This window comes from Desulfovibrio sp. X2 (genome assembly GCF_000422205.1).
Classification (GTDB): Bacteria; Desulfobacterota; Desulfovibrionia; order Desulfovibrionales; family Desulfovibrionaceae; genus Alkalidesulfovibrio.
In genome coordinates, this window is the sequence record NZ_ATHV01000038.1 from 1 (window position 1) to 14,533 (window position 14,533).

Sequence of the window (14,533 nt, forward strand, 5' to 3'; positions counted from 1 at the left end):
GGAAGACGAAAAAACGGCCCCCCACCATCTCCTTTGCCTGCGATAAGAGCAGCGAGCGCCCTGGAAGCCCCATGGCAAAGGAGAGAGGGAAGAAACCGGGAGCAGTTTTCGCCTATGGGCGAGGGGTTCGGGGAGTCGTCCCCGACGGCAATCGTGTCCGGGATTTTTCTCCGCGCGTCGAGCCGCAGGCGAGATGCGCGAAGGAAAATCCCGGACACATTCGATTCCACGACCGGACACGCCCAGGCAGCCTGTGCCCGGCCGTCAGCCGTACCGCGCGCGAAGGGGGTCCAGGCTCAGCCTGGCGCGGGGTGGGTCCAGGGCGGGGGCGCGCAGCCCCCGCCCTGGCCGCCGGAGGCATCCGGTCTACTTCTTCTTCCTGGCGGCCAGTCGTTCGCTGAGGGTCTGGATGACCACGTAGAAGACGGGCACGAAGAGCACGGCCAGGAGGGTGGAGGCGAGCATGCCGCCGAAGACCGCGGTGCCCAGGGCCTGTCGGCTGGCCGCGCCCGCGCCCGAGGCGGTGAGCAGCGGCACGACGCCGAGGATGAAGGCGAAGGAGGTCATGAGGATGGGGCGGAAGCGCATGCGCGAGGCATGGACCGCGGCCTCATGGATGGACTTGCCTTCCGCCCTGAGTTCGCGCGCGAACTCCACGATGAGGATGGCGTTCTTGCTGGCCAGGGCGATGAGCAGCACGAGGCCGATCTGGGTGTAGACGTTGTTGTCCATGTGCCGCGCGTAGAGGGCGGCCAGGGTGCCGAGCAGGGCCAGGGGCACGGCGAGGATGACGCAGGTGGGGGCGGACCAGCTTTCGTACTGCGCGGCGAGCACGAGGTAGACCAGCAGGATGGCCAGGGCGAAGATGAAGTAGGCCTGGCTGCCCACCTTCTTCTCCTGGTAGGCCATGCCGGTCCACTGGTAGCCCATGCCCTGGGGCAGCTTGGCCGAGGCCATCTGCTCCATGAGGTTCAGGGCCTGGCCCGAGCTGAAGCCCGGGGCGGCCGCGCCGTAGAGCGAGACGGCCGGGTAGAGGTCGTAGCGGGTGACGATCTGCGGGCCGACCGTGTCGGAGATGGTGGCCAGGCTGCCGAGCGGCACCATCTCGCCCGCGGAGTTGCGCACGTCCAGGCGCTTCACGTCGTCCACGTTCAGGCGGTAGGCGGCGTCGGCCTGGATGCGCACCTGGTAGGTGCGGCCGAACTTGTTGAAGTCGTTGATGTAGGCCGAGCCGAGGTAGGCCTGCAGCGTGCCGAAGACGTCGGAGAGCGCGACGCCGAGCGTCTTGACCTTCACGCGGTCCACGTCCACGTACTTCTGCGGCACGTGGGCGCTGTAGGTCATGCTCACCCCGGCCAGCCCGGTCTGGGTGCGGCCGGTCAGGATCATCTCGCGCGAGGCGTCCTCGAGCACGTTGGGGCCGAGCGAGCCCCGGTCCTGCAGCACCATCTCGAAGCCGCCCGCCTGGCCCAGGCCCTGGATGGCGGGCGGGATGAGCACGGCGCACACGGCCTCCTGGATGCCCGCCAGGCGGCGCTGGATGGAGGTGACGATGGCCCGCTGGCTCAGGTCCTTGCCGCGCTTGGCCCAGTCCTCGTAGATGACGAAGACGGAGGCCGCGTTGGAGATGTTGGCCGAGTCGAGGATGGACAGGCCGCCGAAGGAGATCCAGTCGGCCACGCCCTTGGTGTCGGCCAGGATGGCGTTGACCTTGTCCACGACCTCGCGCGTGCGGATCTGGGAGGCCGCGTCGGGCAGCTGCACGGCGATGATGGCGTAGCCCTGGTCCTCTTCCGGCAGGAAGCCCGTGGGCAGGCGGGTGAAGCCCCAGACCGTGAGCGCGATGAGCACGGAGAAGACCACGAGGCAGGCCTTGGCGTGGTCCGTCATCCAGGTCACGATCCGGGCGTAGCCCTCCTCGCAGTCGGCGTAGAGCCGGTTGAAGCCGCGGTAGAAGGCGTTCTTCTTCTTTCCCTTGGGCTCGGGCTTCATCCACAGGGCGCACTGCGTGGGCTTCAGGGTGGCCGCGTTGATGGCGCTGATGACCGCGGTGGCCGCGATGACCAGGGCGAACTGGCGGTAGAGCTGCCCGGTGATGCCGCCCATGCACGCCGCCGGGACGAAGACGGCGGTGAGCACGAGGGTGATGCCGATGATCGGTCCGAAGAGTTCGGACATGGTCTTCACGGCCGCGTCGTGCGGGGAGAGTCCCTGCTCCATGTGGTGGGCCGCGCCCTCCACGATGATGATCGCGTCGTCCACCACGATGCCGATGGCCAGGATGATGCCGAAGAGGGTGATCAGGTTGACCGAGAAGCCGAGGGCGACCATGGCCACGAAGGCGCCGAGGATGGTCACGGGCACGGTGGTGGCCGGGACCAGCATGGCGCGCCAGTCCTGCAGGAAGACCATGATCACGAGGAGCACCAGAACCGCCGCCTCGACCAGGGTCATGTAGACCTCGTCGATGGCCGCCTGCACGAAGCGCGTGGTGTCGAAGGGGATGTTCCAGGTGAGCCCCTCGGGGAACTCGGGGGTCATCTCCTCCATGGCCTTGTGCACGTCCGCCGCCACCTGGATGGCGTTGGCGCCGGGCAGGAGATAGACGCACACCAGGGCCGCGGGCTTGCCCTTCTGCTGCGCGAAGATGTTATAGGTCTGGGCGCCCAGCTCCACGCGGGCCACGTCGCGCAGGCGCACCACCTCCCCGGCCTGGTCGTAGGAGGTCTTGATGATGATGTTCTCGAACTGCTCGACGTCCTGGAGCCGTCCCATGGCCTGCAGGGCGTACTGGAAGTCCACGCCCGGGGGCGTGGGCGCCTGGCCGAGCTGGCCCGCGGCCACCTGCACGTTCTGCTCCGAGATGGCGTTCTCCACGTCGGACGTGGTCAGGCGGTAGGACTTCAGGCGGTTGGGGTCCAGCCAGACGCGCATGGAGTACTCGGCCGCGCCGTTGACGGACACGTCGCCCACGCCCGGGATGCGCGCCAGCCGGTCCTTGACCCTGAGCGTGGCGAAGTTCGAGATGTAGAGGTCGTCGAAGCGGTTGTCCGGCGAGTTGAGCGCGACCACCTCGAGGATGGCCGTGGACTTCTTCTGCACGGTGATGCCCTGGTCGCGCACGGCCTGGGGCAGGCGCGGCTCGGCGATGCTCACCCGGTTCTGGACGAGCACGGTGGCCATGTCGAGGTCGGTGCCGACGTCGAAGGTCACGGTCAGGGTGTAGGAGCCGTCGTTGGCGGACTTGGAGGACATGTAGAGCATGCCTTCCACGCCGTTGACCTGCTGCTCGATGGGCGCGGCCACGGTGTCCGCCACGACCGAGGCCGAGGCGCCGGGATAGACCGCGGAGACCGTGACCGTGGGCGGGGTGATGTCCGGGTACTGGGCCACGGGCAGCTCGAAGAGCGAGACCACGCCGATGAGCATGATCACGATGGCGAGGACGTTCGCCAGGATGGGGCGCTCGATGAAGAATTTCGAGAACATGTCCGCTTCCCGCTTCCCGTTGCCCGCGGCCTAGCCGCCGGTGGCCGGGCTCCCCGTCGGCTTGCCAGCCGGAGCCGGAGCCGCGCCCGCGGCCACCGGTTCCACCTTGGAGCCGGGCCTGGCCCGCTGCAGTCCGTTGACGATAACGCGCTCGTCCCCCTTGAGCCCCTTCTCGATCACCCGAAGGTCGCCCTCCTTGGGACCGATGACCACGGGCCGCGCCTCGACCACGTCTCCCGGGCCGACCACGAGCAGGAAGTTGCCGCCCTGGTTCTGGCCGAGCGCCCTGTCGTCCACCAGCAGCACGCCGTTCTGCTCGCCCACGGGGGCGCGCAGGCGCACGAACATGCCGGGCATGATGCCGTACTGCTCGTTGGGGAAGACCGCGCGCAGGAGGAGCGTGCCGGTGTTCGGGTCCAGTCCGAGGTCCGCGTAGTCCATGACGCCCTTGTGGGGATAGCCCTCCTCGTCGGCCAGCCCCATCTCCACGGGGCTGTCCTTGGGCTGGCTGAGCTTCACGTCCTTCTCGCGCTTGCTCTTGGTCAGGCGCAGCAGTTCGCGCTCGTTCAGGGTGAAGTAGGCGTAGATGGGGTCGACGCTGACGATGGTCGCCAGCTTGGAATTGATGGTCGGGCCGACGAGGTTGCCCTTGTCCACGTAGCGGCGGCTGATGCGGCCGGCGAAGGGCGCGGTGATGCGCGTGTAGCCGAGGTTGATGGCGGCCTCCTCGGCCTGGGCCTTGGCCTGGACGATGCCCGCCTTGGCGCTGTCGCGCTGCGTGGCCCACTTGACCACGTCGGTCTCGGGCCCGGCCTTCTCGCGCAGGAGGTTCTTGGCGCGCTCGTACTCGATCTCGGCCTGGGAGAGCAGCACCTGCTGCGTGACGATCTGGGCCTTGGCCTGGTCCAGGGCCGCCTGGTAGGGCTCGGGCTCGATGACGAAGAGCGTCTCGCCCTTCTTGACCACCGCGCCGTCCTTGAAGTCTATCTCGCGCAGGAAGCCTTCCACGCGGGCCATGAGGTCCACCGTGGCCTGGGCCTGGGTGTTGCCGGTGAACTCCACGTACTCGATGACGTTCTTGCGCACCGGCGTGGCCACCGTGACCTTGGGGGGCGGCGGCGGGACGTAGGCGTTCTTGTCCTTGCACGCGGCGAGGAGGCAAAGCCCCGCCAGGGCGCAGGCCAGCGCCGCGCGCGGCAGCCTGCGCGGCCGGGGCGATTCGTCCTTGCGGTCGCTTCGGATATTTCGGGGCATGGCGAGGGGCTCCATGGCGTACCTGTCCTTACCTGTCTTGTCGGTCTTGCCTGTCGGGCCGGTCATGCCGGACTTACCAGTCGGGGGACGGCCAGTCGGTCTTCGGCGTCCCGCCCGGCTTTTCAGGGTCCGTATCGAGCAGTCCGCCCCAGTCGGTGCGGCTCTTCATCTCCTCGCGTACCTTCGCGGGCACGGCGAGCGGCGCTTCGTCCCGGCCCTGCGGGGCTTCCCAGCCGCCGCCCAGGGCGCGGTAGAGCCCCGCCAGGTTGGTGACGATGGCCCCGCGGGCCAGGGCCAGGTTGTCCTGCTGCTGCAGCAGGTTCTGCTGCGCGGTGAGCACGGTGGTGAAGTCCGTGGCGCCCTCGCGGTACTGGAACAGGGCCAGCTTCACGGAACGCGCCGCGGCCGTGGCGCTCTTGTCCAGGAACGCGGCCTGCTCGCGGGCGCGCAGGAAGGCGGAGAGCGAGTCCTCGGCCTCGCGCAGGGCGGAGAGGACGGTGTTCTCGTACTGGGTCTCCAGCTCCTGGTAGACGGCGTCCTGCACGCGCACGGCGTTGGTGATGCGGCCGTAGTTGAAGAGGCTCCAGCGCAGGCCCGCGCTCCCCGAGGCCGTGTAGCCGTGGGAGAGGATGTCGGAAAGCTCGAAGGCGCCCACGGAGCTCGAGAGGAAGCCGATGGTGCCGCTCAGGGTGAAGGACGGGTAGAGGTCGGCCTTGGCCTCGCCGATGCGGGCGGACTGGGCCGCGGCCAGCCGTTCGGCCTTGCGGATGTCCGGGCGGCGGCGCAGAAGGTCCGCGGGCACGCCCACGGCCACCTCGGCGGGCACGTCCGGGATGCCCTGCTCGATCTTCAGGCGCGCGTGCAGCTCGCCCGGGGTCATGCCCAGGAGCAGGGCCAGGGCGTGCTCTGCCTGGGCCAGCCCGTTCTCCAGGCTCGGGATGGTGGCCTGGGTGGAGGTGAGCAGGGTCACGGCCTGCTGCACGTCGCGGTCGCTGGTCGCGCCGTAGCGGTAGCGGGCCTGGGCGATGCGCAGCCCCTCTCGCTGCACGACCACGTTGGCGCGGGCGATGGCCAGCCGCTCCTGGTAGATGCGCAGCGTCAGGTAGGTCTGGGCGGTCTGGGCGGCCAGGCTCACGCGCGCGTCGTGGTAGTCGGCCACGCTGGCGTCCACCTCGGCGCGCGCGGCCTCCACGCCGCGGCGGAACTTGCCCCAGAAGTCGAGCTCCCAGCTCGCCGTGGCGTCGACCGAGGCCTGGTTGTAGGCGGGGTAGGTGCCGGAACTGCCCGGCTGGGGCGCGGTGGGCGCGCGGTCGCTCGGGTTGACGGCCTGGATCGAGCCCTCGGCCGCCTGGCTCTGCGGGTAGAGGTTGCCCACGGCCACGCCGAGGCTCGCGCGCGACTCGTAGACCCGAAGCCCGGCCACGCGCAGGGTGAGGTTGCGGGCAAAGGCCTCCTGCACCAGGGAGACCAGCTCCGGATCGCCGAACACGCCCCACCAGTCAGGACGGATGGGGTCGGAGGTGATGAGCTGCTTTTGCGCGTCGAGCCACTCTTCGGGCGTGTCCGCCTCGAGGGCCTTGTAGTCCGGCCCGACCGCGGCGCATCCGGCGGCGAGAAGAAACAGGAGAACACATAGGAGGCGCGCCCGGCGTAAACAGCCGGGCTTTTTCGGATTCAACCGGGAGGAATATCCGACCATGTCCGTTCCCCGAAATGCCCCTGAATAATGAAGACGTGTTTTCCGATAGCTACCCGCAACGGTGCAATTATTCAACACCGAAGCCGTGAAACGGACGGCGCGCACCGCTCCGGGCGGGCAGGAAACGGGGAAAGAACAGTGTTTTTCGGCACACCTGCGAGGTTTTCATGAGAAAATGTCGCGAATCGAGAAGCGTCCGGGCGCGGGCGCGCCGCGCCCGGTGCGAACGGAGCGGCAACGGAACGGTGGCGGTGCGGAGCGCGGCCCGGGCCCGCGCCCCTTCTCCCGTTCCGCCCCTTCTCAGCCGGTCTTGCCGCGCGCGGTGAAGATGCGCCGGCGCAGGAGCTGGGCCCACTCCTCGAAGGCCTTTCTGGCCACGCCGGTCTCGGAGAAGCCGGACGAGTCGTACTTCTCGCCGTCCTTCTGCCCCCTGTAGAGGCCCACGAGCTCGCCGCTCAGGGCGTCGTGGAACTCGATCTCCACCGAGGCCGAGCCCACGTAGCTGGCCTTGCCCGTGGCCGCGCTCTCGGCCAGGGAGAGCACGATGCCGAGCGGCACCACGGAGGTGATGGTGTTCATGACCGGATTGGACGGCTCGACGCCGGTGATGATCGGCGTGATGCGCAGGGTCCGCGGCCCGGGCGAGGTCACGAGCGGATAGTCGGACGGGATCGCCTCGCGCAGGACGCGGCTGAAGTACTCGGCCAGGATGCGCAGCTGGTCGGGCGGGACCGAGGCCGTGGCGGGATCGTAGCCCGGAATGCGGCACTGCGCGGGATCGAGGATGAACCGGTCGTAGTCCGCCAGGGTCGCGCCTGGCTTGCGCCAGGCCTCGCCGTCCTTCACGTCCAGGACCTTCTCCATCCCGGCCACGGACGAGGGCGGAGGCTGGGGCTTCTGCCTGCTCGAGCAGGCGGATGCCAGGAGAAGAGCGCACACGATGAGCCAGGCGAACGACTTCATGGCGGACCTCCGATCCAGGGCACGTTGCGTGCCGCGTCTGAAAGTATCCCCCCGCCTCGGATTCGCGCGGTCCATGGCAGACCGCACAATGGACCTCGCTTTTCGATATGCACGGTTTTCTGAAAAGAGAAAAGGGAAATCCCGTTGCCGCACGGAGGCCCCGGCCGAGGCGGCGGCGAGGCCGAGGCAGCTCGCGGATGCCCGTCGTTCGACAGGGAGGCAGGAACGGGGGAGAAGCGGGGGGGACGGGCCGACCGACGGGGGCCCCCCCTCGCCGCGCCGCTTCCGCCGGGAATCAGTCCGAGGCGTCCCTGTAGCCGTGGGCGAAGCCGGGATCATAGAGCCTGGAGCGCTCTGCCGTGCGCCGCGGCAGGACGAGGAACACGGCCTGGCGGCCGATGTGCCTGCTGCGCGCCGCGTTCGGGAACGCGGCCAGGGTGGAGGGGATGAGCTCCTGCTCCGGCCAGCCGACCTTGTGCGCGATGTGCACGGCAGTGTCCTCGGGCAGCCCGGCGGCGCGCAGCTCGGCCTGCAGCGCCTCGGGCTCGGCGGCCGAGAGGTAGACGGCCATGGTCGCTTGGTGCGCGGCGAGCGAGCGCAGCGACTCGCTCTCGGGCACCGGCGTGCGCCCGGCCAGGCGGGTGATGATCACGCTCTGGCTGCCGCCCGGCAGGGTCAGGGGCGTGCCCGCGGCGGCCGCCGCGGCGAAGGCCGCGGTCACGCCGGGCACGACCTCCCAGGGAATGTTGTCGCGGTCCAGGAGTTCCGTCTGCTCGGCCACGGCGCCGTAGAGCGAGGGATCGCCGGTGTGCACGCGCGCGGCGAGCCCGCCGCCCCGGGCGCAGTCGCGCAGCAGGGCGTGGGTCTGCTCCAGGGTCATGGGCGCGGAGTCCAGGACCTGCACGCCGGGCCGCGCGCCCGCGAGCACGGCGCGCGGCACCAGGGAGCCCGCATAGAGCACGAGGTCGGCCTCGCCGATCAGGCGGTGGCCCTTGAGGGTGACGAGCTCGGGATCGCCCGGCCCGGCGCCGACGAAGACGACGCGGCCGGTGCTCACGCCTCGTCCCGTGCGGGCGCGGCGGCGGAGGCGGCCAGCACCGAGGAGGGCGGCGAGAGCGCCAGCTCGGCCAGGGCGTTCACCGTGCAGGCGGCCAGGGCCGAGCCGCCCTTGCGGCCCTCGATGGCGATCCAGGGGATGTCGGTGCGGGCCATGAGCAGGTCCTTGGACTGCTCGGCGTTGACGAAGCCCACGGGCATGCCCACGATGAGCGCGGGCCGCACCCGGCCCGCGTCCAGCAGGTCGAGCAGGCGCAGGAGCGCCGTGGGCGCGTTGCCCACGGCCCAGATGACCGGCCCCTCCAGGCTCGCCGCGCGCTCCACGGCCACGTGGGCCCGCGTGAGCCCGCGCCGTTTGGCCTCGTGGGCCACCTCGGGGTCGTTCATCAGGCAGAGCACGCGGCAGCCGAAGGGCTCCAGGCGGCGCGGCGGGATGCCCGCGGCGGCCATGCGCGTGTCCGTGACGATGGAGGCGCCCGCGCGGATGGCGGTGAGCCCGGCGAGCACGGCGTGGGGATGGAAGCGGACGTGGTCCAGCAGCTCGAAGTCGGCCGTGGTGTGCACCATGCGCCGGGCTACGGCCCACTGCGCGCCCTCGAAGGGCCTGGGCTCGGGCACCAGGGAGTCGATGATCTCCATGGAGCGGCGCTCGATGGCCTCGGGCTCGAAGACGGGGTCCAGTTCGGCCGCTGAAAGAGCGGAATGCTCGGTATCTGCTTCGCTGGTCATGGAACGTTCCTTTGAAAAGTCCGTGAAGAAGGCGGGATAGGGCGAGGATACGGCAAACGGGGAGGAGGCGAAAGGCTTTTCAGGCCGCCCCGGTCTCCGTCCCGGCGAAGGAGCTGAGGATGCGGCGCAGCGCCGAGGCCTCCACCGGCTTGGTCAGGTAGTCGTCCATGCCCGCGGCGAGGAAGCGCTCCCGGTCGCCGTGCATGGCGTGGGCCGTGAGCGCGATGACCGGCACGTCCGGCCTGCCCGCCCGGCCCTCGCGGATGGCCCGCGTGGCCTCCAGGCCGTCGCGGCCGGGCATCTGCACGTCCATGAGCACCAGGTCCACGTCGTGCTCGCGCAAAAGCGCCAGGGCCCGCTCGCCGTCCTCGGCCGCGAACACGCTGTGCCCGTCCCGCTCCAGGAGGCGCCGCGCCACGAGGGTGTTCACGCGGTCGTCGTCCGCCAGGAGGATGCGCAGCTGCCTGCCCGGCGCACCGGGCGCGGCCTGCGCGGCAAGCGGAGCGGGCACGGCCGGGGCCTTGGCCCAGGACGCGACCGCGAGCGGCAGGGTCACGGTGAAGGTCGATCCCTTGTCCTCGCTGCTCTGCACCCGGACCGTGCCGCCCATGGCCTCGCACAGGCGGCGCACGATGGCGAGCCCCAGGCCGGAGCCGCCCTTGCGGCGCCGCGCCGGGCCGTCGGCCTGCACGAAGGGCTCGAAGATGCGCTCCTGCTCCGCGGCCGGGATGCCCGGGCCGGTGTCCTCGACCACGAGGCGCAGCACGAATTCCGCGTCCGGGCTCCCGTTTCCGGAGACATTGTCCGCAACGGCGCGCAGGACCACGCGGCCCTGCTCCGTGAACTTCACGGCATTGCCCAGGAGGTTGAAGAGTATCTGTCGGATGCGCGCGGCGTCGCCCCGCACCCGGGCGGGCAGGTCCGGCCCCAGGGCGTATTCGAACATGAGCCCGCTTTCTTCGGCCAGGTGGCCGAAGACGCCCGCCACCTCCTCCAGGAAGGGCGCGAGCTCGAACTCCGCCGCCTCGATGGGCATGCGGCCCGCCTCGATGCGCGAGAGGTCGAGGATGTCGTTGATCACCGTGGACAGCCCCCGGCCCGAGGCCGCGGCCATGCGCACGTATTCCTCCTGCTCCGCATCCAGGGCGGTGCTCTGCAGCAGCTGGAGCATGCCGAGCACCCCGGAGAGCGGCGTGCGGATCTCGTGGCTGACGTTGGCCAGGAACACGTCCTTGGCCGCGTTGGCCGACTCCGCCGCCTCCTTGGCGGTCACGAGCTCGGTCTCGCGCTGCTTCAGCTCCCGGAAGAGGAAGGAGAAGGGATCGGCCAGGGCGGTCTCGATGAGCGCCTTGTAGATCAGGAAGATGGCCAGGAGCATGACCAGATGGCCGCCCAGGATGGAGAGGCCGAAGACGCTGACGTAGAAGGTGAAGATGAGGCCCGCGGCCGCGCCCGCGAGCATGGCGGCCACGAGGTAGTTGACCACCCTGCGGCCGAAGACCCGGCGGCGGCGCGAGACCAGCCAGGCCGAAAGCAGCATGGCCGCGGAGAGGACGTACTCCGAGTCCTTCTTGAAGGGGGTGAGCCCGCCCGGCCCGTAGCAGACCGGGAAATGGCCGGAGAACACGCTCCACAGGAGCGCCGCGGCCAGGACCGTGGCCGCGCCGAAGCCCGCGAGGTCGCCTATCCTCATGCGCGAGGCCAGGGGCAGGGCCAGGAAGCCCACGGTCAGGAGGATGCGCGTGACGATCCAAAGCTGCGTGGGCAGGTCCGCCCCGCCGTGGCCGAGCACGGCGAGCCCCTTGTAGGCCATGGTGTGCAGGACCACGGCCAGCCCCGCGTAGAGCAGGCACGAGCCGAGCAGGAGCAGGCCGTTGCCGCTCGTGAAGCGCCGCGTGTTCCAGGCCAGCAGGAAGACGGCCAGGCAGACAGCGGCGCTGAAGAATTCGACCAGGGTGTGGAAGAGGAGGAAATCGACGCGACCGAGCGCGTTGAGCACGGCCAGGACGAGCAGCCCGCCGAGGATCAGCGCGGGCGGCATGGGCAACCCGCCCGCGATGCGCGCGGCCCTTGAGCCCTGCGAGGCGTCGTCCATGGCATCACCTTTCCGGAGGCGCCCCGCGGCCCCATGCCGCGCCCGCCCCGCCGGTTCGCGTGTCTCGGGAAGAAACGGATTTTGAACCTTGTCGCGCCCTAGATACGCGAAGAACGCCATTCAAACAAGCCGAACGGCGTTCAGGGCATGCCACCCTGCCCCCCCCGCGACATCTCCGCCGGTCCGGCCGCGGAGGCTGCTCTGCGGGCTACTGGAAGAGCTTCAGGTATTCGCCGTAGCCCTCCTTCTCCAGGTCCTCCTTGGGGATGAAGCGCAGCGCCGCGGAGTCCAGGCAGTAGCGCAGCCCCGTGGGCTTGGGCCCGTCCGGGAAGACGTGGCCCAGGTGGGAGTCCGCGTGCCTGCTGCGCACCTCGGTGCGCGTGGTGAACAGGGAGCGGTCCTCGCGCTCCACCACGTTGTCCGGCTCGAGCGGCGCCCAGAAGCTCGGCCAGCCCGTGCCGGACTCGTACTTGTGCGTGGAGTCGAAGAGCGGCTCGCCCGAGACGACGTCCACGTAGATGCCCTCGCGGTGGTTGTCCCAGTACTCGTTGCGGAAGGCGGGCTCGGTGCCCTCCTCCTGCGTGACCTTGTACTGCATGGGCGTCAGGCGCTTCCTCAGCTCCTCGTCGGAGGGCTTCGTGTAGCCGTCCCAGCTCTTCTCCGGGACCGAAGCCGAGGCCGCCGCGCCCGCGCCCGTCTTCATTTCCGTTCCCTTGGCCGCGCACTCTGAGGCGGGCAGGTTCGCGAAGGGATGCTCGCCCCAGTGGGAGCGGATGAACTCGTCGCGGCCCGAGTGCGACCGGTAGGAGTGGTAGCGCGCCGGGTCCTTCTTGTAGAAGTCCTGGTGGTACTTCTCGGCCGGGTAGAAGGCCTGGAGCTTGACGACGGGCGTGACCACGGGCTGCGAGAACCTGCCGGACTCCTCCAGGCAGCGCTTGGACTCCTCGGCGATCTGCCGCTCCTCGTCGGTCTGGTAGAAGATGGCCGTGGTGTACTGCGAGCCGCGGTCCGGGAACTGCCCGCCCCCGTCCGTGGGGTTCACGTCGCGCCAGAAGGCCTCCACGAGCTGGGCATAGGATATCTTCGCCGGGTCGTAGGTCACGCGGATGCATTCCCGATGCCCCGTGGTGCCGGAGCCGACCTCCTCGTAGGTCGGGTTGAGCACGCTGCCGCCCGCGTAGCCGGACTCCACGGAAATCACGCCGGGCAGCTTCTCGAAGTCCGCCTCGGAGCACCAGAAGCAGCCGCCCGCGAAGACCGCGGTCCTCGTCCCCCCGGGCGCGGCCGGAGAGCCCTCGGACGCATCGGCCGGACCGGCCACGGCCAGCAGCGCCGCCGCAAGAAGGATCGCGATGCCGTATACGCTCATGGAACACCTCGCTTGGGAATTTTGCCTGCAATATAGCACGGCCTCACGTTCCTGGCGAGGGGAAAACGAGAAAGGCCCGGCCGGATGCGCGCATCCGGCCGGGCCTTTCGACTTCTCTGCAGGCGGCGTCCGCCGCCCGCCTAGCGGGAGAACTTGCGGTACTTGATGCGGTGCGGGATGAGGGCGTCCTCGCCGAGGCGGGCCTTCTTGTCCTCCTCGTACTCCATGAAGTTGCCCTCGAAGAAGGAGACGCGGCCGTCGCCCTCGAAGTCCAGGATGTGCGTGGCCACGCGGTCCAGGAACCAGCGGTCGTGGCTGATGACCAGCGTGCAGCCCGCGAAGTTCAGGATGGCCTCCTCCAGCGCCCGGATGGTGTTCACGTCCAGGTCGTTGGTCGGTTCGTCCAGCAGCAGCACGTTGGCCCCGGACTTGAGCACGCGCGCCAGGTGCACGCGGTTGCGCTCGCCGCCGGAAAGGAGCCCCACCTTCTTCTGCTGCTCCGAGCCCGTGATGTTGAACTTGCCGAGGTAGGCGCGCGAGTTCACGTCGCGTCCGCCGAGGCTGATCACGTCGTGGCCCTCGCTCACGACCTCCCAGACGGTCTTGTCGTTGTCCAGCACGTCGCGGCCCTGGTCCACGTAGCCCATGGTCACGGACTCGCCCACGACCACGGAGCCGCCGTCGGCCTTCTCCTGGCCGGTGACGATGCGGAACAGCGTGGTCTTGCCCGCGCCGTTGGGGCCGATGATGCCGACCACGGCCGCGGGCGGCACGGTGAAGGTCACGTCCTCGAAGATCAGCCGCTCGCCGTAGGCCTTGGTCAGCCCTTCGACCTCGATGACCTTCTTGCCGAGCTTGGGACCGGCCGGGATGAAGATCTCCAGCTCGCGGTCGAGCTTCTGCACGTCCTCGTTCAAAAGCTGCTCGTAGCGCGCCAGACGCGCCTTGCTCTTGGCGTGCCTGCCCTTGGGCGCCTGCCGGGCCCACTCGAGCTCGCGCTCGAGCGTCTTCTGGCGCTTGGCCTCGCCCTTCTCCTCCTGGCGCAGCCGCTCCTCCTTCTGCTCGAGCCACGAGGAGTAGTTGCCCTTCCAGGGGATGCCCCGGCCGCGGTCGAGCTCGAGGATCCAGCCCGCCACGTTGTCCAGGAAGTAGCGGTCGTGGGTGACCGCGATGATCGTGCCCGGGTACTGCGAGAGATGGTGCTCGAGCCAGTTCACGGTCTCGGCGTCCAGGTGGTTGGTGGGCTCGTCCAGGAGCAGGATGTCCGGCTGCTTGAGCAGCAGGCGGCAGAGCGCCACGCGGCGCCGCTCGCCGCCGGACACCTTGTCGAGCGTCATGTCCGCGGGCGGGCAGCGCAGGGCGTCCATGGCCTGCTCGAGCCGGGAATCGAGGTCCCAGGCATTGGCCGCGTCCAGGCGCTCCTGCACCTTGCCCTGGCGCTCGATGAGCTTGTCCATCTCGTCGGCCTCCATGGGCTCGGCGAAGGCGGCGTTGATCTCCTCGAACTCCTTCAAGAGGTCCACCGTCTCCTGCACGCCCTCCTGCACCACCTCGAGCACCGTGCGCGTCTCGTTCAGCAGCGGCTCCTGCTCCAGGTAGCCGATGGTGAAGCCCGGCGCGCAGTCCGTGCGGCCCTCGAAGTCCGTGTCCACGCCCGCCAGGATCTTCAGGAGCGAGCTCTTGCCCGAGCCGTTCAGGCCCAGCACGCCGATCTTGGCGCCGTAGAAGTAGGACAGGGAGATGTCCTTCAGGATCGGGCGCTTCTCGTAGAACTTCGAGACGCGCGACATGGAATAGATGATCTTGTTCGGTTCCTGGCTCATGTATTCTCCGTGGGATGGGGCGGGAGGCGGGGAGAGCGGGGAGGGGGAGGGAGACC

9 protein-coding genes are annotated in these 14,533 nt (G+C 69.6%); all 9 read right to left on the reverse strand.

Annotated features, from left to right (window positions below):
* Positions 1-366: 366 nt before the first annotated feature.
* The 9 genes from DSX2_RS12060 to ettA all read right to left on the reverse strand — a co-directional run bounded on the left by DSX2_RS12060 (position 367) and on the right by ettA (position 14,477).
* Entirely contained in the window at positions 367-3,489 is a 3,123-nt protein-coding gene (locus DSX2_RS12060; RefSeq protein ID WP_020881380.1) for an efflux RND transporter permease subunit, read from the reverse strand.
* A gap of 30 nt (positions 3,490-3,519) precedes the next feature.
* Positions 3,520-4,809 carry an efflux RND transporter periplasmic adaptor subunit gene (locus tag DSX2_RS12065; RefSeq protein WP_020881381.1) on the reverse strand — a complete coding sequence of 430 codons (1,290 nt, stop codon included), beginning with the start codon at positions 4,807-4,809 and terminating at the stop codon, positions 3,520-3,522.
* Between the two features lie 7 nt (positions 4,810-4,816).
* Positions 4,817-6,442, reverse strand: a complete 1,626-nt coding sequence (locus tag DSX2_RS12070) for an efflux transporter outer membrane subunit (protein WP_020881382.1) — start codon at positions 6,440-6,442, stop codon at positions 4,817-4,819.
* A gap of 300 nt (positions 6,443-6,742) precedes the next feature.
* Positions 6,743-7,405, reverse strand: coding sequence for a DUF3313 domain-containing protein (locus DSX2_RS17695; protein ID WP_020881383.1), 663 nt, complete (start codon positions 7,403-7,405; stop codon positions 6,743-6,745).
* A gap of 295 nt (positions 7,406-7,700) precedes the next feature.
* Positions 7,701-8,462, reverse strand: coding sequence for a precorrin-4 C(11)-methyltransferase (gene cobM, locus DSX2_RS12080; protein WP_020881384.1), 762 nt, complete (start codon positions 8,460-8,462; stop codon positions 7,701-7,703).
* Positions 8,459-9,190: a precorrin-8X methylmutase gene (locus DSX2_RS12085; RefSeq protein WP_020881385.1), complete on the reverse strand. Its 732-nt coding sequence runs from the start codon at positions 9,188-9,190 to the stop codon at positions 8,459-8,461. Before DSX2_RS12085 ends, cobM begins: the two co-directional genes overlap by 4 nt.
* A gap of 79 nt (positions 9,191-9,269) precedes the next feature.
* Positions 9,270-11,285 (reverse strand): MASE3 domain-containing protein, encoded by a 2,016-nt coding sequence (locus DSX2_RS17700; protein WP_020881386.1) that lies wholly within the window; start codon positions 11,283-11,285, stop codon positions 9,270-9,272.
* Positions 11,286-11,493: 208 nt separating this feature from the next.
* The gene (gene msrB, locus DSX2_RS12095) at positions 11,494-12,654 is read right to left on the reverse strand and encodes a peptide-methionine (R)-S-oxide reductase MsrB (protein ID WP_020881387.1); all 1,161 of its coding nucleotides are present in this window, start codon (positions 12,652-12,654) and stop codon (positions 11,494-11,496) included.
* Positions 12,655-12,794: 140 nt separating this feature from the next.
* Positions 12,795-14,477 (reverse strand): energy-dependent translational throttle protein EttA, encoded by a 1,683-nt coding sequence (ettA, locus tag DSX2_RS12100; protein WP_020881388.1) that lies wholly within the window; start codon positions 14,475-14,477, stop codon positions 12,795-12,797.
* Positions 14,478-14,533: the final 56 nt, after the last annotated feature.